Origin of the sequence: Candidatus Avelusimicrobium sp., assembly GCF_050873505.1 — a bacterium.
Taxonomy (GTDB): domain Bacteria; phylum Elusimicrobiota; class Elusimicrobia; order Elusimicrobiales; family Elusimicrobiaceae; genus Avelusimicrobium.
In genome coordinates, this window is record NZ_JBNMIY010000003.1 from 177,587 (window position 1) to 196,755 (window position 19,169).

At 50.1% G+C, this 19,169-nt stretch carries 20 protein-coding genes; 11 read left to right on the forward strand and 9 right to left on the reverse strand.

Annotated features, from left to right (window positions below; genetic code table 11):
* Nucleotide 1: 1 nt before the first annotated feature.
* Genes accC through ACR0QV_RS02840 form a run of 4 tightly spaced genes read left to right on the forward strand, consistent with a single transcriptional unit; the run spans nucleotide 2 to nucleotide 4,255 of the window.
* Complete coding sequence (gene accC / locus ACR0QV_RS02825; RefSeq protein ID WP_432634460.1) at nucleotides 2–1,393, forward strand: acetyl-CoA carboxylase biotin carboxylase subunit; 1,392 nt, start codon at nucleotides 2–4, stop codon at nucleotides 1,391–1,393.
* A complete protein-coding gene (rfaE2, locus tag ACR0QV_RS02830) occupies nucleotides 1,377–1,841 on the forward strand; it encodes a D-glycero-beta-D-manno-heptose 1-phosphate adenylyltransferase (RefSeq protein ID WP_432634461.1) in 465 nt (154 codons plus the stop codon). Before accC ends, rfaE2 begins: the two co-directional genes overlap by 17 nt.
* Nucleotides 1,842–1,895: 54 nt before the next feature.
* Nucleotides 1,896–3,086 carry an aminotransferase class I/II-fold pyridoxal phosphate-dependent enzyme gene (locus ACR0QV_RS02835; protein ID WP_432634462.1) on the forward strand — a complete coding sequence of 397 codons (1,191 nt, stop codon included), beginning with the start codon at nucleotides 1,896–1,898 and terminating at the stop codon, nucleotides 3,084–3,086.
* A gap of 59 nt (nucleotides 3,087–3,145) precedes the next feature.
* Entirely contained in the window at nucleotides 3,146–4,255 is a 1,110-nt protein-coding gene (locus tag ACR0QV_RS02840; RefSeq protein ID WP_432634463.1) for a GNAT family N-acetyltransferase, read from the forward strand.
* 356 nt (nucleotides 4,256–4,611) lie between these two features.
* On the opposite strand, the gene ACR0QV_RS02845 is transcribed toward ACR0QV_RS02840, so the two are convergent.
* Genes ACR0QV_RS02845 through ACR0QV_RS02870 form a run of 6 tightly spaced genes read right to left on the reverse strand, consistent with a single transcriptional unit; the run spans nucleotide 4,612 to nucleotide 10,001 of the window.
* Nucleotides 4,612–5,520, reverse strand: coding sequence for an RluA family pseudouridine synthase (locus ACR0QV_RS02845; protein WP_432634464.1), 909 nt, complete (start codon nucleotides 5,518–5,520; stop codon nucleotides 4,612–4,614).
* Entirely contained in the window at nucleotides 5,507–6,298 is a 792-nt protein-coding gene (gene lgt, locus ACR0QV_RS02850; RefSeq protein ID WP_432634465.1) for a prolipoprotein diacylglyceryl transferase, read from the reverse strand. Before lgt ends, ACR0QV_RS02845 begins: the two co-directional genes overlap by 14 nt.
* A complete protein-coding gene (locus tag ACR0QV_RS02855) occupies nucleotides 6,298–6,906 on the reverse strand; it encodes an MBL fold metallo-hydrolase (RefSeq protein WP_432634466.1) in 609 nt (202 codons plus the stop codon). Before ACR0QV_RS02855 ends, lgt begins: the two co-directional genes overlap by 1 nt.
* 3 nt (nucleotides 6,907–6,909) lie before the next feature.
* On the reverse strand, nucleotides 6,910–7,215 hold the full coding sequence (locus ACR0QV_RS02860; RefSeq protein WP_432634467.1) for an FtsB family cell division protein: 306 nt from the start codon (nucleotides 7,213–7,215) through the stop codon (nucleotides 6,910–6,912).
* Nucleotides 7,212–8,486, reverse strand: a complete 1,275-nt coding sequence (eno, locus tag ACR0QV_RS02865; RefSeq protein ID WP_432634468.1) for a phosphopyruvate hydratase — start codon at nucleotides 8,484–8,486, stop codon at nucleotides 7,212–7,214. The genes ACR0QV_RS02860 and eno overlap by 4 nt, the downstream gene beginning before the upstream one ends.
* A 27-nt stretch (nucleotides 8,487–8,513) precedes the next feature.
* Nucleotides 8,514–10,001 carry a hypothetical protein gene (locus tag ACR0QV_RS02870; protein WP_428059712.1) on the reverse strand — a complete coding sequence of 496 codons (1,488 nt, stop codon included), beginning with the start codon at nucleotides 9,999–10,001 and terminating at the stop codon, nucleotides 8,514–8,516.
* Nucleotides 10,002–10,110: 109 nt separating this feature from the next.
* On the opposite strand from ACR0QV_RS02870, the gene rlmN reads away from it, so the two are divergent.
* From rlmN to ACR0QV_RS02895, 5 genes are all read left to right on the forward strand, one after another.
* Nucleotides 10,111–11,142 carry a 23S rRNA (adenine(2503)-C(2))-methyltransferase RlmN gene (gene rlmN, locus ACR0QV_RS02875; protein ID WP_432634469.1) on the forward strand — a complete coding sequence of 344 codons (1,032 nt, stop codon included), beginning with the start codon at nucleotides 10,111–10,113 and terminating at the stop codon, nucleotides 11,140–11,142.
* Complete coding sequence (locus tag ACR0QV_RS02880; protein WP_432634470.1) at nucleotides 11,139–11,573, forward strand: hypothetical protein; 435 nt, start codon at nucleotides 11,139–11,141, stop codon at nucleotides 11,571–11,573. The genes rlmN and ACR0QV_RS02880 overlap by 4 nt, the downstream gene beginning before the upstream one ends.
* Nucleotides 11,554–13,287 (forward strand): 7-cyano-7-deazaguanine synthase QueC, encoded by a 1,734-nt coding sequence (gene queC / locus ACR0QV_RS02885; protein ID WP_432634471.1) that lies wholly within the window; start codon nucleotides 11,554–11,556, stop codon nucleotides 13,285–13,287. Before ACR0QV_RS02880 ends, queC begins: the two co-directional genes overlap by 20 nt.
* A gap of 10 nt (nucleotides 13,288–13,297) precedes the next feature.
* Nucleotides 13,298–13,822, forward strand: a complete 525-nt coding sequence (locus ACR0QV_RS02890; protein WP_432634472.1) for a hypothetical protein — start codon at nucleotides 13,298–13,300, stop codon at nucleotides 13,820–13,822.
* Between the two features lie 692 nt (nucleotides 13,823–14,514).
* Nucleotides 14,515–15,186, forward strand: a complete 672-nt coding sequence (locus ACR0QV_RS02895) for a type IV pilin protein (RefSeq protein WP_432634473.1) — start codon at nucleotides 14,515–14,517, stop codon at nucleotides 15,184–15,186.
* 55 nt (nucleotides 15,187–15,241) lie between these two features.
* On the opposite strand, the gene ACR0QV_RS02900 is transcribed toward ACR0QV_RS02895, so the two are convergent.
* From ACR0QV_RS02900 to ACR0QV_RS02910, 3 genes are all read right to left on the reverse strand, one after another.
* Nucleotides 15,242–15,652, reverse strand: a complete 411-nt coding sequence (locus ACR0QV_RS02900; RefSeq protein WP_432634474.1) for a hypothetical protein — start codon at nucleotides 15,650–15,652, stop codon at nucleotides 15,242–15,244.
* A 108-nt stretch (nucleotides 15,653–15,760) separates the two neighbouring features.
* Nucleotides 15,761–16,546 (reverse strand): inositol monophosphatase family protein, encoded by a 786-nt coding sequence (locus tag ACR0QV_RS02905; protein ID WP_432634475.1) that lies wholly within the window; start codon nucleotides 16,544–16,546, stop codon nucleotides 15,761–15,763.
* Nucleotides 16,543–18,033, reverse strand: coding sequence for a TM0106 family RecB-like putative nuclease (locus tag ACR0QV_RS02910; RefSeq protein ID WP_432634476.1), 1,491 nt, complete (start codon nucleotides 18,031–18,033; stop codon nucleotides 16,543–16,545). Before ACR0QV_RS02910 ends, ACR0QV_RS02905 begins: the two co-directional genes overlap by 4 nt.
* A 97-nt stretch (nucleotides 18,034–18,130) precedes the next feature.
* On the opposite strand from ACR0QV_RS02910, the gene ACR0QV_RS02915 reads away from it, so the two are divergent.
* A complete protein-coding gene (locus ACR0QV_RS02915; RefSeq protein WP_432634477.1) occupies nucleotides 18,131–18,604 on the forward strand; it encodes a PTS sugar transporter subunit IIA in 474 nt (157 codons plus the stop codon).
* Between the two features lie 40 nt (nucleotides 18,605–18,644).
* Nucleotides 18,645–19,169 (forward strand): peptide deformylase, encoded by a 525-nt coding sequence (gene def / locus ACR0QV_RS02920; RefSeq protein WP_177748746.1) that lies wholly within the window; start codon nucleotides 18,645–18,647, stop codon nucleotides 19,167–19,169.

Consider the following 19,169-nt stretch of genomic DNA (forward strand, 5'->3'; position numbering starts at 1 on the left):
AATGTCTGCTAACATTAAAATTACTCCCTTTAAAAAAGTCTTGATTGCTAACCGCGGCGAAATTGCGCTGCGCGTTATCCGCACCTTAAAAGAAATGGGCATTAAGTCCGTGGCCATTTATTCGGAAGCCGACCGCAACAGTCTGCACGTCCGTATGGCCGATGAAGCCGTTTGTATCGGTGCGGCGCCCTCGCCTTTAAGTTATTTAAATATGGATGCTATCGTTACCGCCGGGAAAATTACCGGGGCCGATGCCGTCCACCCGGGCTATGGCTTCTTGTCCGAAAATGCGGACTTTGCCAAAGCCGTTACCAAAGCCGGGATGACGTTTATCGGGCCGACCGCGCACTCTATTGAAATGTTGGGCGTTAAATCCACCGCGCGCGAAATTGCCGTACGCGCCGGCGTGCCGATTACGCCCGGTTCCGACGGTATTGTAGGCAAAAACTTCCGCGAAGTGGCCCGCAAAATCGGTTTCCCGATTATGATTAAAGCCACCTTGGGCGGCGGCGGAAAAGGTATGCGCGCTTGCCTGAAAGAAGAAGATTTGGAACTGATGATGGAAACCGCGCAGGGCGAAGCCCGCGCCAACTTTGGCGACGACCGCGTATATTTTGAAAAACTCGTTTTGAACCCGCGCCATATTGAGGTGCAGGTAGCCGCCGATAACTACGGTAATGTAGTGGCGTTTGCGGAGCGCGATTGCAGTATGCAGCGCCGCCACCAGAAACTGGTGGAAGAATCCCCGTCCCCGTTTGTGGACCCGGTAACCCGCCAAAAACTCCAAGAAGCCGCTTGCAAATTGGTAAAAGCCGCCGAATACCGCGGTGTCGGTACGGTAGAGTTTTTGATGGCGCAGAATAAAGAATTTTACTTTATGGAAGTAAACACCCGCTTGCAGGTGGAACACCCGGTAACGGAATCCGTCTGCGGGCAGGACCTCGTTAAAATGCAGTTGCAAATTGCGCAGGGCGAACCGCTCCATATCACGCAAAAGGATGCGGCGGTTATTAAATGCCACGCGATTGAGCACCGCATTAACGCCGAAGACAGCGAACACAATTTTACGCCGTGCCCCGGCACTATTACCGAGTGGATTCCTTCGGGCGGCTTGGGCGTGCGCGTGGACAGCCATATGTACACGGGCTACACGATTCCCAGTTATTACGACAGTTTGATTGCCAAACTGATTGTTACCGCGCCGGACCGCGAGCACCTGCTTGCGCGTTGCCGCCGTTGCTTGGGCGAATTTTTGATTGAAGGCGTAAAAACCACGATTCCGTTCCACCAAAAAATCGTCAATAACCCGGACTTTATTAAAGGTAATATGGATACAGGGCTTATTGAGCGGATGATGGCGCAGGAGAAGGAAAAAGGTGAAGGCAAAAAATAAAATTTTAGGCCCGCGCGCGCTTAAAAAATTTGTGGAAACTGCCCGTGCGGAAGGCAAAAAAATCGTTTTTACGAACGGTTGCTTTGACATTTTGCACGCGGGGCACGTCAGCGTGTTGGAATTTTCCCGCTCCAAGGGCGATGTGCTGGTGGTCGGGCTCAACAGCGATGCTTCCGTGCGCCGCTTAAAGGGGCCTACCCGCCCGGTAAACACCCAAGCCGACAGAGCGTTGGTGTTGGGGGGGCTGGAAAGCGTGTCCGCCGTCAGCATTTTTGAAGAAGACACGCCGTATAATTTAATTAAACTCGTCCGCCCGGACGTTTTGGTAAAGGGCGGCGACTACAAGACCGACGAAATTGTCGGACGCGAATTTGCAAAAAAAGTGGTGCGTTTCCCCTTGCTTAAAGGTCGTTCCACCACCAATATTATTAAAAAGGTAAGTAAATAAACCGCTTTGCGGCTTTTGGGCTGCGGCGCGGTTGTTGCGTCAAGAGGATAAAATATGTCTGATATTTTTGAGAAATGCAAAAACTACAAAGACGCCAAACTGGCTATGCGCCTAGGCATTTACGGCTATTTCCAGCCGATTGAATCCGCGCAAGGGCCGGAGGTAATGTTGGGCGGCAAAAAATACATTATGGCCGGTTCCAACAACTATTTAGGCTTGGCGGATGACCCCGAAATGAAGAAAGCCGCCGCCGAAGCCGCTTTGAAATACGGTACCGGGTGTGCCGGCTCCCGCTTTTTAAACGGCAACACCAAGGCCGCCGATGCGTTGGAAGAACGCATTGCCAAATTTAAACGCAAAGAAGCAGGGCTTATCTTTTCTACCGGGTATCAGATGAATTTGGGCGTAGTGTCCTGTCTCGTTAAAAAAGGCGACTACGCGATTGTAGATAAATTGGACCACGCCAGCATTTTGGACGGTATTAAACTTTCCGACGGCGAAATGGTGCGCTTTAAACACAACGAACCGGGCGATTTGGAACGCGTCATTTCCAAACTCCCCGCCGAAGCCGGCAAATTGATTATTGTGGACGGCGTATTTAGTATGGAAGGGGACATTTGCCCCTTGCCGGAAATCGTCAAAATCGCCAAGAAATACGGCGCCCGTATTATGGTGGACGATGCGCACGCGACGGGTATCATCGGCAAAACGGGCCGCGGTACCTGCGAATATTTCGGCTTGGAAAACGGCGAAGTGGATTTGGTCGTCGGTACTTGCTCTAAAACCTTTGCCACCGTCGGTGGCTTCGTGGTGGGCGATGCGGATATTATCCATTACATCCGCCACAACGCCCGCAGCCAGATTTTTTCCGCGGCCTTGCCGCCTGCCTGTGTGGCCTCTATCACCAAGGCGTTGGAACTTATTGAAAACGACACTTCCCGCCGCGACAATTTGTTCCGCTTGACGGCCAAACTGAAAAAAGGCTTGGAAGACTTGGGCTACGATTTGGGCACCAGCACCACGCCGATTTTGCCGGTACACGTCGGCAGCAATGAAAACTGCTTTAAAATGTGGCGCGCCCTGCACGAGTTGGGCATCTTCTCCAACCCGGTGGTCAGCCCCGCCGTGCCGCCAGGCCACGCGCTTATGCGCTTAACGCTTATGGCGACCCACACCGACGAACACGTTGCCAAAATCATTGACGCTTTTGCCAAAGCGGGCCGTGCGGTAGGTGTGATTAAATAGTTTAGTAGCAGGATAACCCCGGTCTTTTCGGCCGGGGTTTCTTTTTTAGAGGGGAAAATATGAGTGTGGAAATACGTCAAATAGCGGACAAGGAGTTGGACTCTTTTGTTAATTTTCCGTTTGAATTATATAAAAATGACCAGTATTGGGTGGGCGAATTAAAAGCCGATACCAAAAAGTTGCTGCGCTTGGATAACGTCTTTTGGGCAAAGAACGAACGAGCCTTGTTTTTGGCATACCAGGACGGTAAAACCGTCGGGCGCATTGCCGCCATTTTAAATAAAGAGCACAACGAATACCACCACGAAAATATCGGTTTCTTTGGGTTTTTTGATACGGTAAAGGATGAAACTGTTTCGGCGGCGCTTTTTCAGGCGGCTGAAAACTGGCTCCGCGCCAAGGGCGTAACGGCCGTGCGCGGCCCGGCAAATCCGGACAGCAACCACGTTTACGGCCTTTTGGCGGACGGGTTTGACAGTATGCCCGCTATTATGATGCCGTATAACTATCCGTATTATATGGATTTGATTGAAAAAGCCGGATATGGGAAAATCAAGGACTTGCTCGCCTTTGAGCGCAGTAAAGACGATAAATTTTCCGAACGCTTTTTAAAGGTCTGCGCGCGCTGTTCGCGCGGGCACGGCATTACGCTTAGGCGGCTGAACCTTAAAAATTTGGACGCGGAGGCTGAAATCATCCGTGAAATTTACAATAAGGCCTGGGCGGAAAACTGGGGCTTTGTGCCGATGAGCAAGCAGGAAATGGCCGACGTGGTAAACGAGTTAAAATTAATCGTCCGCCCCGAAGGAACCTGCGTGCTGGAAGTGGAAGGCGTGCCTGCCGGGTTTTATATTGCCATCCCGAATATGAACCACGCGCTTAAAGAATTAAAGGGGTCGCTTGCCAACCCGTTGCGCATTGTAAAAGCGCTGTTGGCTTGGCGCAAAATTAAGGATGCGCGCCTGATTATGCTGGGCGTGGCGCCTGAATTTAGAAAGCGCGGCATTGACCTTATTTTGATTAAGCACATTATTGACCACGGCGTTGCCATTTGGAACGAGGCGGAACTTTCGTGGGTGCTGGAAGATAACGAGGGCATTATCCGTGGCATTACGGAGTGCGGTTGCCACACCAGCAAACGGTACAGACTGTACCAAAAAAGCCTGTAAAGACTTATTTTTGCGCCCTAAAACCAATAAAAAGGGTTTCGCTCCCTCCCACGGAAAACGAAACCCTTTTAGTGTGTTGCCCGGGGTAGCGGGTCCCCTCCCGCTTCCGGACGGATGAAATTTGTTTTAAGTGGACGCCCCGCCGGGTACTCCGGCTGGGGCGTCTTCCTTTAAAGCGCACCGTGTTTACCCCACTTTACGCTTTCCCCCAGTTCCCGGCCCCTTGCTTATCCTTTATCCCCCGGGCCGTTCTCTATATTTAAAGGATAGCGCATAAAACGCCAAAATAAAAGCCCAAAAAAGGATTAGTTTTTTAGGGCAAAAAAACCCCCGCCGGCTAAGGGCGGGGGAAAAGATTATTTACCTTCGGTAACGCGCTTCCACGCGGCTAAAAAGTCCGGCGGAACGGGCGCTTCAAACTTTAATTTCTTGCCCGTCAGCGGGTGTTTAAACTCAATTCTCCGCGCGTGCAACATTAAGCGGTCTGCCGTGGCGCCGCGGTAGAGCCAGTCCCCCAGCACCGGGTATCCCAACCAACTTAAATGTACGCGCAACTGGTTGGTACGGCCCGTGCGCGGGTAAAGTTCAATATAGGTAAATCCGTTTTTGCGTTCCAATACCTTGTAATCGGTTACGGCTTCGCGCCCTACGTCGGAAGCCTTGATTTTGCCCCCGGCCACGCGCCCTATCGGCACATCAATCGTGCCCTCGTCATCCGGCACTTCGCCGCAGGCAATGGAGTGATACGTTTTGTGCACCTCGCGGTTGGAAAATAGGGCCACCATTTCGGCCTGAAATTCCTGCGTTTTGGCTACCACCATTACGCCGCTGGTTTCGCGGTCCAAACGGTGTACAAGCCCAGCGCGCGGCATAGACGTATCAAAACCTTTGGGCGGGTTTGCCAAAATGACGGAGACCAGGGTTTCCTCGGTAGAAAACACCGCTTCGGGGTGCTCCTCCCACACGGGGCTTTGCGGGTGCACGAGCATACCCGCGGGCTTAATTACCACAAAAAAATCTTTACCGTCGTGGATGATTAAATCAGACAGTTTAGTTTTGGCTTCGGGGGCGGGCATTTCAAACTCCACCACCTCGCCGGGCGTAAGAGGCCAAGAGGGTTTTACCTTCTTGCCGTTGACGGTAATTTTGCCGTCTTTAATCATTTTTTGCACAATCGCGCGCGAAAAGTCGGCCAGTTCGTCGGCGGCAAAAATGTCTAAACGGCGGGAATATCCTTCAAAAACGATTTTTTTATTTTCCGGCATAAATAGCATCCTTTTTTAAGCGAGTCCAAAGCCAGCACGAGACCGCCGCGGCCACTAAGGCAATCCATTGGGAGGGGGATAACCCCAACCAATAGGCGCCGCGGTAATCCCCGCGGAAAAACTCAATCACAAAGCGCATTACGCTGTAACACAGTACATATTGCACTAATATTTTTCCGTCTTTATGCGGGTGTTTGGACGCATAATGTAATAATACGAATAAAATCAGGTTCCCGGCGGCTTCGTACAGTTGCGTAGGGTGGAGCGGCACATTTAAAAGTTCCGGGGCTACCAAGGAGTGCGGGTCGGTAAACCGTACTCCCCACGGCATTGTGGTCGGGCGGCCGAAACAGCACCCCGCCAAAAAGCACCCAATGCGCCCCAATGCGTGCCCCAAAGGCAAGCCGACAATTAAAAAGTCGCTCGTTTTTAAAAGGGGCAGGCCCTTTTTCTTCATATAATAAATAAGTGCGCCAACGGAAACAATCATCCCGCCGAAGAAGACAAACCCATAGCGGAAATCGCGCACGATGTTGGTCAGTTTTTCGGCTAATGTGGCCCCTAATTGCGGCCAAGAAACAATAATGTAGAGCAGTTTGCTCCCGGCCAACGCGCCGATAAAAGCGATAAAAAGCAGGTTCCAAAAGGTGTCTTTATCTAGGCCGATTTTTTTAAGGCGCGGCACTAAATAAAGCGCGGCGGCCGCATAACCGAGTGCAGTCATCAGCCCGTAACTGGCCAGTTCAAAGGAACCTATTTTAAAAAGTACTGGGTGCATTACAGGCGCTCCTCGTCGCGGATGGCGTTGCGCATAAACGGATTTTTTACCCGTTCATAGCCAATGGTGGAACTGCATTTCCCACCGTAGGCGTGGCCTGCAAAAATTTGCGTATCTTCGGGCAGTTTGGAAAGTTTTACCAAACTTTGGCGCATTTGGCGCGGATTAGAGGACGGCAAATCCACCCGTCCGCACGCCCCCGGGAAGAGGGTGTCGCCCGTAAAGAGTGCGTTGACAATGTGCAAACACACGCCGCCCGCCGTATGGCCGGGGGTGGGGATAATATGCACGGCAAAGGGCCCTATTTGCAAGTGTTGTTCGCCTTGATAAGTGTGTACAAGTTGCGGGTCCAAGCCCGAAAGAGCAAGGTCATTTTCCTCCAAAAAGGCCTGCAAATGGTGCTTTTGCAAGAGGTCTTGGGAAAATTTAACGTGGTCAAAATGCCCGTGCGTAAAAAACACGGCCAGCAAGTTTAACTTTTTTTCTTTTAGGGTATGTTCCAAATAGTTCATATCCCAAGCCGGGTCAATCAAAATGGCGTCTTGCCCTTCGCTTAGTAAATATGTGCAGTTGCCCATAGGGCCTAAATTGATAACGTCAATGTTCATAAGTTATTTATCGGGTTGAAATCTAAATTCCACTTCGTCCGCGCCTATCATATTGTATTGGGTGCGGGCGATTTTTTCCAAATAAGCGGAGTCGTCTTTTTCCAACAGGGCCATTGTGGCGGTCAACTGTTCGTGTTCTTTATCCAGTTGCACGCTTTGGCGCGTTAATTTGCGCAGTTCCAGTTTGTTATGCACCAAACTGACAATGCTGCTGCCTAAAAAGAATATAACCACTACTACCAGGGCGGTCCCCAGTAGTAGCGGTTTTTTGTTTTGGATAATAAAATCCGTTATGGCTTGCGTGTTCATTTGCGGCTAAATACGGAGTCCTGCGCGTACTCGGCTTTGTCGCCCAGTTCGGCTTCAATTTGGAGCAGACGGTTATATTTTGCCGTCCGTTCGGAACGCGCCGGCGCGCCCGTTTTAATGGCGCCAGCGTTGGTGGCTACGGCCAAATCGGCGATAAATGTATCCTCGGTTTCGCCGGAGCGGTGCGACACAATGCGCGAATAGCCGTGCTTCTTGGCCAGTTCCATTACGTCTATGGTTTCGGACACGGTGCCGATTTGGTTGACCTTGATTAAAATGGAGTTGGCGGCCTTTTCGGCAATGCCTTTTTCCAAGCGTTTTAAATTGGTAACAAACAAATCATCGCCCACCAGGTTAATTTTTTTACCCAGTTTTTCGGTAATGTGTTTCCACCCGGTCCAGTCGTCCTCTTGCAAGGGGTCTTCAATAGACACAATGGGATATTTTTGGCACCAATCGGTGTAAATATCGGTCATTTCCTGCGCGGAGTGCATTTTGCCCTCAAAGCGGTAGGAACCCTCGTGATAGAACTCGCTGGCGGCACAGTCCATAGCCAGCGAAATTTCCGCGTGCCCCGCTTGTTTGGCGGCGGCTAAAATAGTTTTGAGCACATCCTCGTGTTTGGTGATTTTCGGCGCAAAACCGCCCTCATCCCCTACGGCAATCACCATACCCTCTTTTTTAAGCAAATCCTTTAAGGCGTGATACGTTTCGCTCGCTTCGCGCAAGGCTTCGGCGAAAGTTTTGGGCGCGGTGGGCACAATCATAAATTCCTGTACGTCCAAGCCCGAGTCCGCGTGTTTCCCGCCGTTAATAATGTTAAGCATTGGCGCAGGCAAAACATAGCGGCTGTTATCCAAATTATAGACATTGCGGATATGCTGATAGAGTGGTACTTTGGCGCTGTGGCATCCCGCCCGCAAGACGGCCATAGATACGGCCAGCATTGCGTTGGCTCCTAAATTGGTTTTGTTTTCCGTGCCGTCCAGCGCGAGCATACTTTCGTCCACCAGACGGATATCAAACGGATTCATCCCGGCTAATTGCTGGGAGATACGCTCTACATTGGCTACGGCCTTTAAGACGCCCTTGCCGTTGTAGCGGTCCCCGCCGTCGCGCAGTTCAAGCGCTTCGTGCGAGCCCGTAGAAGCCCCGCTGGGCACGGACGCGGTGCCCGTGTTGCCGTCATCCAACAGGACATCGGTGGCTACCGTTGGGTATCCGCGCGAGTCCAAAATTTCTCTTGCCGTAATTTTTTTAATGCGAACCATACAACCCCCTTCCGGCAATGTGCCGGATTAGACAATGCTGTCTATGATTTTTTTGCCTTCTTTAATCAGTATTTCCGGCAATTTCGCATCTTGCGCTTCGGCGTACATACGGATTAACCGCTCGGTGCTGGACGGGCGAATCGCCAGCCAACTGCCGCCCTTTAAGATAAACTTAAACCCGTCGGTGTTGTCAATGCGCCACACGGAGGTTTTGTTAATGGAAAGCGGCGGTTTGATATCCAAGCGTTCCATAATGCGGTTAATTTCGGTTTCCGCCTTGGGAATACTAACTTTTTGGTCAAACAACTGTTTGTATTTTTTATAAAATTCTTTTTTCAGTTGTTTTAAGGTCTTGCCTTCGGTGGCCAACATATCCACCACCAGCAGGCAGGCCAACAGGCCGTCTTTGTCCGGGATGTGGTGGGCAATCGCAATACCGCCCGACTCCTCCATACCCATAATGTACTGGCCGGTAATCATTAACTCGGTAATATATTTAAAGCCTACTGGGGTTTCGCGCAGCATTAAACCGTTTACCTTGGCTACCTGGTCAATCAGGTTGGAGGTAATTACGCTTCTGCACACGCGGCCTTTGAGGTTTTTGTTGTGAACCAAGTGTTCCAGTAACAGCGGGGCTATTTCGTTGGGGGACACCCAGTTGCCTTCGGCGTCAATAATGCCGAATTTGTCGCAATCCGGGTTGCAAGCGATGCCCAAGTGCATTTTTTTGCTTACGACTAATTTTTTAAGATCCGTCAAACTTACAGGGCCGGCGTTAGGCGTGTGCCCGCCAAAGAGGACGTCTTCCCCTTCGTGGATGCCTTCCACCGTTACGCCGTGCTTTTCTAAAAAGTCGCGGAAGTAATATTTAGACGTACCGAAAAGCGGGTCAATGGCTACTTTTAATTTCGCCTTTTTAAGCGCCTTTACGTCAATCATTTTTTCCAAGCGGGCCATATAGCCTTTGCGGAAATCCTTGCTGACGGTCGCCGCGGCGTTCAAGACGCCAAACTCGGTGGATGACGCTTTTAAAATCTGTGCGTTGGGTGAAGGAATACGCTTTTCAATATCTTGTACGATTTCGTTGTTGGCAATACCGCCATAGTACGAAATCCATTTTACGCCGTTTACATAGTATTCGGCTTCGCTGCCCGTAATTACGATGGCGCCGACGGCGCACTCATTGAGCACCGCCCACTCGGCCACCGGGGTAGGCAGGGGCAGTTCGGCCACCTTTACGGTAATGCCGCTCTGCACAAGGGCGTTGGCCGCCACATAGGCAAATTGTTTAGAAAGAAAACGGGTATCATACCCCACCAGTACGAGGGGCTTTTTGGGTTTTTTGCCTTGTTCTTCACAGTGCTTGCGGTAACCAGTACCTTCAAATCCATAGAAAGGATGTTCCAAAATATGTTCGGAAATCCCGTAAGTCAAACGCTGTACGGACTGGGCGGTCAGCCCGTCCGCGGTAACGGCCCGGAAGCCGGCTGTGCTAAATTTAATATCTTCACTCATCGTGCTGGTATTATACTAAAAAATAGGCATTTTTTCATCTTTCTGCGGCTTTGTATATTGGATAGCGGAAAATGTTAAAATATATATACCCCATAATAAGGAAAGAAAAATGAATTTTGAATACGTCAAACAATACATAAAAGATGCGGGTTTGCCGAACTTCCGCATCTCGCAGGTAAAGGATGCCATTTTTAAACGCGGAATTTCGTCTTGGGACGAAGCCACCAGCCTGCCCGCCGATTTGCGCGAAAAATTGAAACAAGACCGGCCGTTGCTCAGTTTTAAGGTGGCCAAAATTGTCTGCTCGGACAGGGACAAAGTGGCCAAGGCGCTCTTAACGCTCAAAGACGGCTACCAGATTGAAACCGTATTGTTAAAACCGCAGGATACTTGGAGCGTGTGCGTATCCAGCCAAGTGGGGTGTCCGCTGCGCTGTTCCTTCTGCTCTACGGGCAAAATGGGCTTCAAACGCGATTTAACGCAAGAGGAAATCACCGATCAGGTGCTGATGTGGTACCAGTATGTGCATAAAGAAAAACTGGGCGAGCGTATTTCCAGCGTGGTTTTTATGGGGATGGGGGAACCGTTGCTGAACTATTTAAACGTGGTAAAGGCGGCGCAGGAACTTTCCAACCCGGACTATTTAAATATCGGCGCGCGCCATATTTCTATTTCCACTTCGGGCATTGCCGACAAATTGCATAAACTGGCGGTGGACTTGCCGCAGGCCAATTTGGCTATTTCCCTGCACAATGCGGACAACGCCGAGCGCAGCAAAATTATGCCCGTAAACCGCAAGTTTGATTTGGACGATATCAAAAAAGCGTTGGAAGAATATATCGCTATGACGGGCCGCCAAGTGTTTTTGGAATATTCCGTCATTGAAAACGTAAACAGCCGCCCGGAGCACATCCGCAAACTGGCGGATTGGATTTACAGCATTAAGGACAACTATTTACTGCACGTCAATTTGATTGCGTGCAACCTGGGCCGCGGCGAAAAGACCGAAGACCGCGTAGTAAAGGACTTTGCTGCCGGCTTAAAAGCAATGGGTATAGGCGTAACTATCCGCAAAAGTATGGGTAATGATATTTTAGCCGCGTGCGGACAGTTGGCTTCCCAGAAAAAGGAGGGCAAATGAAAAAATTAGGGTTACTGGTAGCCGGGCTTTTGTTGGCCGGGTGTGCCACCTTGGAAATGAACAACTTGGATTGGATTCCGATAGGGCCGGATTTCCCGCCTACCAAGGCTAAAAATGTGGAAATTATCGGCAGTAAGAGCGAAATTACCCGCCCGTACGGCAACTTGGGGCTCTTGCGCATTAAGAACTTACAGCCTACCCGCGACAATTTAAAAATGGGGGTGGAAAAAGGCCGCAAGTTTGTAGCGTCCAAGGGGGCCGATGCAATGCTTATCGGCCAATATAACAGCGCTGAGGACGGTGCGTCCAATCCGCGCGTAACGCTGATTATCTATGCCATTAAATATGTGGATAATTTGAGCGAAGAAGACGAAAAAGCGATTGAAGATTTTAAAGTATTGGGGATATTAAATGAGCGTTCTGATAGCTAAAACCGCAGGGGAATGTGAACAATGGACGGATGTAGCCGTCATTGTGGATGTGTTGCGCACGTCCACCACGCTGTGCGAATTGTTGGCGCGCGGCAAAAAGACTGTTTTAGGGTTTGATAAGGCGGAAGATGTAGCCGCTTTTAAAACGCGCCACGCTGATTTTGAGGTGTACAGCGAGCAGGATATTGCGATGAGCCACGAGGATGATTCCCCGTATGCGGCTTCCCGCGCGTCGGGCCGTACTCCTGCCTTGGTGCTCAGCAACGAGGGGATGAAGGCGTTGTTCGCCGCCAAAAACGCCAGCACCGTGCTGGTAGGCGGCTTCTGCAATTTTTACACCTTGGCGGATGTGCTTGCCAATATGGATAAGGATGTTTTATTAGTCCCCGCTTCGCTGTATGGCACGGCGGATGCGGTAGAGGACGGTTTTTGCGTATCCGCGTTGAAAGATTGCGTGCAAGGTATCGGCAACCCCGAGGACGCCATTGTGGAATATAACAATTCAATGCGCTGTGTAGAGTTTTTGAAGCAGGGTCCTAAAACCGCCGAAAAGGACGCTAAAATTGCGTTTAAAGTGGATGATTTAAAGGTGGTGCCGCAGGTGTCGTTTTCCGACCAAGGCTATGCGGTTTGCTACCCGTATGGGACGCAGGTGCCCGCGGCTTGGCTGGTTACCAAACAACCCGAACAGCAACCCGCCGCGGCCCCGGTTCAAACGCCTGTCGCTCCGGCGCAGGAAGAACCCGCCGCCAAAACAGTGGCTAACACCAAGAGCGGCCTGAAAAGTTTTTTTAGTGGGATTTTAAACACCGTGAAAGAGGAAAAAGAGGAATTGGAACAAGAAATTGCTAACAGTTTTGGCGAGACCCAGGCTGAAAATGCGCCTGCTCCGGCGGAGGACTTATTAGACGCCGCTTTGAAGCAGGCCCCGGCTCAACCGACCGCTAAGGCTGCCGCGGGTGTTCAGGCGACTGCGCCGCAACAGGCTGTGCCGTCTGCCGAAGTTACCTTTTCGGGCAAAACGGCGGCGTTTGGCGGTAAAACCAAAAAGAAAGCCATTGTGCTTTTTTCGGGCGGGTTGGATTCCACCACTTGTTTGTATTGGGCGTTGGCGCACGGCTACGAGTGCGAAGCGCTTACCGTTTCTTACGGGCAGCGCCACGACCGCGAGGTGTTGGCCGCACAAATGATTGCGCGCAACTTGGGTATTAAGCACCATATGATTACGCTTAATTTGCCGTGGCTGTCCTGCTGTTCCTTGGTGGATAAGAACCAGGTCCTGCCGGATGTGGCGTTAGAGGACATACCGAAAGAGGGGATTCCTTCTACCTATGTGCCGGGGCGGAACCTGATGTTCCTCTCTATTGCGGGCTCCTTGTTGGATGCAATTCACGCCGATGCGATTATCGCAGGCCCTAACGCGATTGACTTTTCGGGCTACCCCGATTGCACTCCCGCGTTCTTTAAAGCGGCGGCGGATGCGTTAAACCGCGGGACCAAAATGGGCGTAACGGAAGGGATTGAAGTGTTGGCGCCGCTGATGCGGATGTCCAAAACCGATATCGTGCGCTTGGCCGCTAAGTTGAAGGTGCCGTTTGAACTCACTTGGAGTTGCTACGCGGGCGGCAAAAAGCCGTGCGGTCATTGTGATTCGTGCAAACTGCGCGCCAAAGGCTTTGCCGAAGCGGGCGTACACGATACATCGCTGGATTAACGGGGCCTATATGAAGAGACTTCTTTTTGTTTTATTATCTGTGTGCTTGGCAGGAGGAATAACGGCGGCGGAACTAAAAGATACCGATGCCGGAACCCCGGCGGAGTGCAGTTTGCCTGCGGAGTCGGCTCCGGCTGTTAAAAAGACGGACGAAAAGTCCGCCCCGGCGGAGCAAAAACAAACGCCCGCCGAACAGAAAAAAGCCTTTAAGACGCGCCAAAAACGCATTAAAAAGTTGGTTAAGCAGTACAAAAAAGCCAAAGAGGCCGACAAGCCCGCTATCAAGGCCAAACTGGCGGAAGAGGTTTCCGCCGGAGTGGATGCGGGCCTTGCGTATGTAAAGGACCGCATTGCCGCCGAACGCACGAACTTGGATAACTGGGAAAACAAGATAAAAGCCGACGAGGCCAACTTGGAGCAGGTAAAGGCCCAGCGCGTGGAGGACTTATTGTCCGGCGTGGCCGAAAAGAAGCACAAGGAAGCCAAAAAGGCTTGGAAGAAACAACTAAAAGAAGCCAAAGAAAAATTACAATAATCCAAAAGTATTTTCCGATACCCCCGGCCCAACCCCGGGGGTTTTTGTTTTTTAATAACACCCCGTACAGAGACACGACGGGGTGTCGCCTAGCGGAAGGGCGGCAGTTCAGAATGCCCTCCAATTTTTATAACGGTTCTGTTGTATTGCTTTTTGTCGTCATCCCGTAGTGTTCTTATATGGGATCTGTCGTTTCGTAAGAGAACAACAACAGCAAAAACAGATTCCTGAGCGTTCCACGCCGGCCGACACTCGGGAATGACAAGGGAAAATGACCACTTATTAAACAAACGGTCATCCTGAACTTGTTTCAGGATCTACCGCTTGGGTAGTTGGTCGTTTGTAAAAATAAAGGTCATACTGGAAGGTTTGCCGTCGCGGAGCGTTCCTGTATCTAATCCTTATTTTAATAACAACAGATCCTGGACTACGACTTTCCAGGATGACGGCAACGACTAGCGACACAATTGGTAGATTCTGAAAACCCTGCGGGCCGCCAGTTCAGTGTGACGGCAAACAATGTTGTTTTTGTCGTTGCTTTTCAGTTGTTTACTGTAAAGGGGTTGTTTCGTTTTTTTTTTTTGTTAAAATTTTGATAAATCGCGGTGGTCGTACCCGGATGTATCCGCCGTATAAAAACGCGTATAAAAGGCCGTTTTGCTCAAATATAAAGGCCTAAACAAGGAGAAAAAATGAAAGGATTTAGTAATGTTTTATTGACTTTGTTGTCATTCTGGGGCCCGCATACGAGCGGGAACCCGGAATCCAGAAATAAAATAAAGAGGTTTTCTAATAAACAGACTGGATCCCGGGTCCACGCCCGGGATGACAACTATAACGACAGATCCCGTATAAGGACTCTACGGGATGACGGCTTAACAGCACCCAGGCATAAAAGCATAAGGGCGGGTTTTACTCTGATTGAACTCCTTGTAGTCGTGCTTATCATTGGTATTTTATCGGCGGTGGCTCTGCCACAATACACCAAAGCCGTAGAAAAAAGCCGCGCCACCGAGGCCTTAACTATGATTCGGGCGGCTATTCAGGCCGAAGAAGCCTATTACTTGGCAAATGGTGAATATACTGACGATATGGAAGCCTTGGATATCTCTATTCCAAGCACAGATAATTTTTATTTAGAGTCCTTGGCCGATGGCGATGAGGACGACTCCCGAATACAAATTTATAATGAAAGAACAGGTATGCGCTCTTGGTGGATATATTATTATAAAAATAAGACTTTAAATTGTCAGGTGGAAAAAGAGGAACCTAGTGGTTCTTTGGCAAGAAGTGTTTGTAAATCTTTTTCCAGTAAAGAAGTAACTTGTTTGGAGCCTGAATACGATTGTTATGTGATGAATTAACAAAGCCCCGCGGCGTGCGGGGCTTTTTAACTAACAAACTTCCTATTTAAATTTTTTATTCAAATATGCCGGAACTTTCCAGCGCATTGAGGGCTTTGGTAATGTCGTTTACCACTACAATCCAGCGGCTGTTGGGGCCCGCTCCGGCGGTACCATAAATAGTAGTGATATTAATGCCGTGGCCGGAAAGTACCGCTCCGATATCGTGCAATAACCCCACGCGGTTGACGGTGTCTATGCAGATGGCGTCCGTCTTTACGCTGGTAAAACCCGCCTTTGTCAGCGCGTGGCTGATTTCCTGGTCGTATTTCACCACCAGGCGGACGACGGCCGCATCATAGCGGACATCCTGCGAAATAGCGATTACGTCCACATTTTCGCGCACGAATAATTCGGCAAAATTTTTGAGCGCACCCGGTTCATTTATCAGGAAGACGCTGTACTGTTTCACTACGTTGATAGACATAAAAACCCCTTATAAATAAAACCCTATTTAAAATTATATCACACCCCCGCCCCTGATACAACAAAAAAGGACCGCTTTGGGGCGGCCCTTTTCAAAAGTGTTTAATACTTATTTTTCGGTTTCTTTAATGATTTTGAGCATTTGCGTGTGAATTTTGCCGTTAGAGGCCAAAATCGTGTGCCCGAAATCTTTTATTTTTTTGTATTTTTTGCCGGAATAATCCGTAACCTTTCCGCCGGCTTCTTGCAGGATAAGCACCCCCGCACTTACGTCCCACGGATTCAAGTTGTCTTCCCAGTAGCCGTCCAACCGCCCGGCGGCCAGCCAGCACAAATCCAGCGCGGCGGAGCCTAAACGGCGCACATCGTGGCAGGAGTTTAAAAACCGCCCGAAGCGGTTTAGCAACATCGGCAGGCGCGTAAAGCGGTCATACGGGAATCCCGTAACCAATAGGGATTGCTCCAATTTAGGTGTTTTGGAAACGTGAATCTTTTTGCCGTTTAGCGTGGCGCCCTTGCCCTTTTGGGCCAAAAAGGTTTCGCCCGTGGCCGGGTTTACTACGCCGCCCAAAACGGGTTCGTTCTTGTAGAAAAGCGCAATAGAAACGCTGCATTGCGGGAAGGTGTGCGCAAAATTGGTGGTTCCGTCAATCGGGTCAATAACCCAAGTGTAATCGGCCCCGGTGTTTTTTACGCCGTTTTCCTCGGCTAAATAGTCGTGCTCGGGGAAGTTCTTTTTAAGGAGCGACAAAACAGCCTTTTGGCTGGCGACATCGGCCTTGGTAACCAAGTTGGCCTTGCCTTTTAATTCGTAGCCCACCTTGCCAAAATTCTTGCGTACGATTTTGGCCGCGGCCTGTAAGCACTCTTGGAGTACGGCAAATTCTTTCTTCATTTTTTCAGGTCCAGTACGTCGGCTTCCTTTAATTTATTTTCAAGTACGAGCATCGCCTTGCAGTCGTCCTCGTTGTACATCAATACTTTATTGAGTAAATCTTGGTTGCCGGTTTTGAGCCAGTTGGTAAAATAGACCATACTGTCCATTGCGCCGCAGTCGTCCTGCCGCCAGTTAAAGCCAAAGGCGGGCGCGGCCGCTTTGAGCGAAAAACTGGGCGCGGGCAAGTAAAACTGCTTGTTGACGGATACCTTTAAGTCGTAGCAAATGGAGCACAGCGCCTTTAATTTGGCTTCGTCCTTCGGGTTTTTTCCGGCCAGATTCTTCATCTTTTTTACTTCGTATTCCGTCCAATGGTAGAGGGCGGTGTCGGAAAAATCTTTAATATAATCGTAAAACTGTTCAAAAATTTTAATTTCTTCTTCCGGCGTTTTGGCCACAAAACTGACGTATTTGTCTTCCTCTTTGTCCCAAATGCCGATTAAATAGACGAAGGACACGTTATCTTTGGTAAAAGTTTCCGTGGCTTCAAAATCAAAATACAAATTGTATTTTTTTACGGGTGGCGGAAAGTGCCCCGCTTCGCGCAGTACGGGCTTGTTGTACAGATACGCCAAAGAATTGTAATAGGAATCCGTGGCGTGCGGCTCTTCCAAAATGCCCCGTAATTTTTCCAGCCCGGCGTGCGCCACATCATCGGTAGTGAACATTCCGTTTATTTTAAGGCATTGGCGCATTTCGGTATTTAGGCCGGGGAGCATTAATAAATCCTTGCTTTGGGCCACCACTTTATTGGCGTAAACGCGCCACGGCGCGCTGGCGGCCTTGGGCGGTTTGTGCGCTTCGGGGCGGGCTTTGCCGTCGCGGATACTGCGCCAATAGGCCAGTTCGCGGGCCAAGCGGTCGCAATGGTCGGCGTAGCAGACGTCAATTGTGCGGTCGCGCAGAAACACGCGCGTGTTGGCGGGCGTGTATTTTTGCGCACAGCCCAACATACGGTTGAGCAAGCACACCTGTAAGGCGTAATGCTCCTTTAAATCGTGCGCGCGCTTAAATTGAAAAATATGATAATGATAGTTGCCCCACGCGCTGGGTGCGTCGTTGGAGCGGACGAGTAAATTCACGCTGCCGTAGGTGCTTTCGGGCAGGTTCCACAACAAGGCGTTGGCAATCGCGCTTTCGCCTTTGGCCATAGCGGCCAAGGTGTTTTTAAAGCGTTCGCTTTCCGTTTCGCCCGTGATAAACACCACGCCCGGGAATTCCTGCTTAATCCAATGGTCGCGGACGGTGCGGTCCGTGCGGATTTTTAAATTTTCGTAGCGGTTGGTTTCCGGCACGGCTTCTTCTTTGGGTGCGTGAAAAAAGCACCAAATGCTAAAAGGGTCTTCCAGCAAGGAAAACATCTTGGAAGCATTAAAATCCTGTTTACCGGGCACGCGGCCTGCGGAAAGGGTGTTAAAAAGGGTTTGCAACTCGTTCTCTGTCATTATATATGTATTCTATCTTTTTTAGCGGGGGAATAAAACCGCTTTTTGGCAACTTGCCAGCGGGGGGGCTTATTTGCTACCATAAAAACCTAGAATTATGGCTTTAAAAGAACAAACAAAAATGAACCTGGGCAGCCTGATTACGGCGCAAAATGTGCTGGTGGCGCCCGAAGGCTTAAACAAAGAGGGCTTAATTGAAACCTTGGTGCGTATGGCCTGCCGGAAGAATCCGCGCCTGAACCCGGCCGAGGTAACTGCCCAAGTGTTGGAGCGCGAAAAAGGTATCAGCACCACCCTAGATACGGGCTTGGCTATTCCGCACGCCCGCGTGGAGGAACTGGACGATTTCGCCGCCGCGCTTGCCGTATTGCCCGCCCCGGTGGCGGACGAACGCCATAATAATTTGCCTATCCGCGTGATGTTTTTGTTCTTATCTCCCGCAAAGCCATCTTTCTTTCAAAAGCACTTACAGGTATTGGCCGCCTTGGCCGAGACCTTCCGCCCGGATTTTATTCAAGAACTCCTTACCCTAAAAGACCCGCAGTCCGTGGCCGAACGCCTATCCCGCTGACGGGGCTTCCGACCGCGCCCAATTATGCTAGAATAAATTTATGGCAATATTGCGTGTAACAAAATACGGCGAGGACATCCTGCGCCAAAAATTGAAACCTGTTGATTTTAAAGCGTTGCAGCCGCAACTGCCCCAACTGCTAAAAGATATGGAGGAAACTTGTCTGGCGGTTAAGGGTGTTGGATTGGCGGCCAACCAAATTGGGCTGGATTACCGTTTGGCGGTAATTTTAATTCCCGAAAGTGATAAAGAAAACGCTCCTTTAAAAAGGTATGTTATTATCAACCCCGAAATTCTTTCTATGCGGGGGGAAAAGTTGGAAGAAGAGGGCTGCCTTTCTCTGCCCGGTTTGTGGGCGGAGGTAAAGCGCGCAACGGACGTAACCTTGAAATACACTGACGAAAACGGGGTAGAACAAGTTAAGCGTGCGCGCGGTCTGCTGGCCAAGGCGTTTCAGCACGAGGTGGACCACTTGGACGGCAAGTTGTTTATTGATTTGGTGGATCCGGTATTAAAGCCGGAACTTAAAAAAGCAATAAAAAAATTACGCAAAAACTGGAACTGA

What these genes read in the sequence shown, in the direction of transcription:
- ACR0QV_RS02835 (WP_432634462.1), top strand. Translation starts at nt 1,896, where the DNA reads ATGTCTGATATTTTTGAGAAATGCAAAAACTACAAAGACGCCAAACTG.
- ACR0QV_RS02880 (WP_432634470.1), top strand. Translation starts at nt 11,139, where the DNA reads ATGAAAAAATTAGGGTTACTGGTAGCCGGGCTTTTGTTGGCCGGGTGT.
- queC (WP_432634471.1), top strand. Translation starts at nt 11,554, where the DNA reads ATGAGCGTTCTGATAGCTAAAACCGCAGGGGAATGTGAACAATGGACG.
- ACR0QV_RS02845 (WP_432634464.1), bottom strand. Translation starts at nt 5,520, where the DNA reads ATGCCGGAAAATAAAAAAATCGTTTTTGAAGGATATTCCCGCCGTTTA.
- eno (WP_432634468.1), bottom strand. Translation starts at nt 8,486, where the DNA reads ATGGTTCGCATTAAAAAAATTACGGCAAGAGAAATTTTGGACTCGCGC.
- lgt (WP_432634465.1), bottom strand. Translation starts at nt 6,298, where the DNA reads ATGCACCCAGTACTTTTTAAAATAGGTTCCTTTGAACTGGCCAGTTAC.
- ACR0QV_RS02860 (WP_432634467.1), bottom strand. Translation starts at nt 7,215, where the DNA reads ATGAACACGCAAGCCATAACGGATTTTATTATCCAAAACAAAAAACCG.
- def (WP_177748746.1), top strand. Translation starts at nt 18,645, where the DNA reads ATGGCAATATTGCGTGTAACAAAATACGGCGAGGACATCCTGCGCCAA.
- ACR0QV_RS02905 (WP_432634475.1), bottom strand. Translation starts at nt 16,546, where the DNA reads ATGAAGAAAGAATTTGCCGTACTCCAAGAGTGCTTACAGGCCGCGGCC.
- accC (WP_432634460.1), top strand. Translation starts at nt 2, where the DNA reads ATGTCTGCTAACATTAAAATTACTCCCTTTAAAAAAGTCTTGATTGCT.
- ACR0QV_RS02855 (WP_432634466.1), bottom strand. Translation starts at nt 6,906, where the DNA reads ATGAACATTGACGTTATCAATTTAGGCCCTATGGGCAACTGCACATAT.
- ACR0QV_RS02915 (WP_432634477.1), top strand. Translation starts at nt 18,131, where the DNA reads ATGGCTTTAAAAGAACAAACAAAAATGAACCTGGGCAGCCTGATTACG.
- ACR0QV_RS02910 (WP_432634476.1), bottom strand. Translation starts at nt 18,033, where the DNA reads ATGACAGAGAACGAGTTGCAAACCCTTTTTAACACCCTTTCCGCAGGC.
- ACR0QV_RS02870 (WP_428059712.1), bottom strand. Translation starts at nt 10,001, where the DNA reads ATGAGTGAAGATATTAAATTTAGCACAGCCGGCTTCCGGGCCGTTACC.
- ACR0QV_RS02890 (WP_432634472.1), top strand. Translation starts at nt 13,298, where the DNA reads ATGAAGAGACTTCTTTTTGTTTTATTATCTGTGTGCTTGGCAGGAGGA.
- ACR0QV_RS02840 (WP_432634463.1), top strand. Translation starts at nt 3,146, where the DNA reads ATGAGTGTGGAAATACGTCAAATAGCGGACAAGGAGTTGGACTCTTTT.
- ACR0QV_RS02900 (WP_432634474.1), bottom strand. Translation starts at nt 15,652, where the DNA reads ATGTCTATCAACGTAGTGAAACAGTACAGCGTCTTCCTGATAAATGAA.
- ACR0QV_RS02895 (WP_432634473.1), top strand. Translation starts at nt 14,515, where the DNA reads ATGAAAGGATTTAGTAATGTTTTATTGACTTTGTTGTCATTCTGGGGC.
- rlmN (WP_432634469.1), top strand. Translation starts at nt 10,111, where the DNA reads ATGAATTTTGAATACGTCAAACAATACATAAAAGATGCGGGTTTGCCG.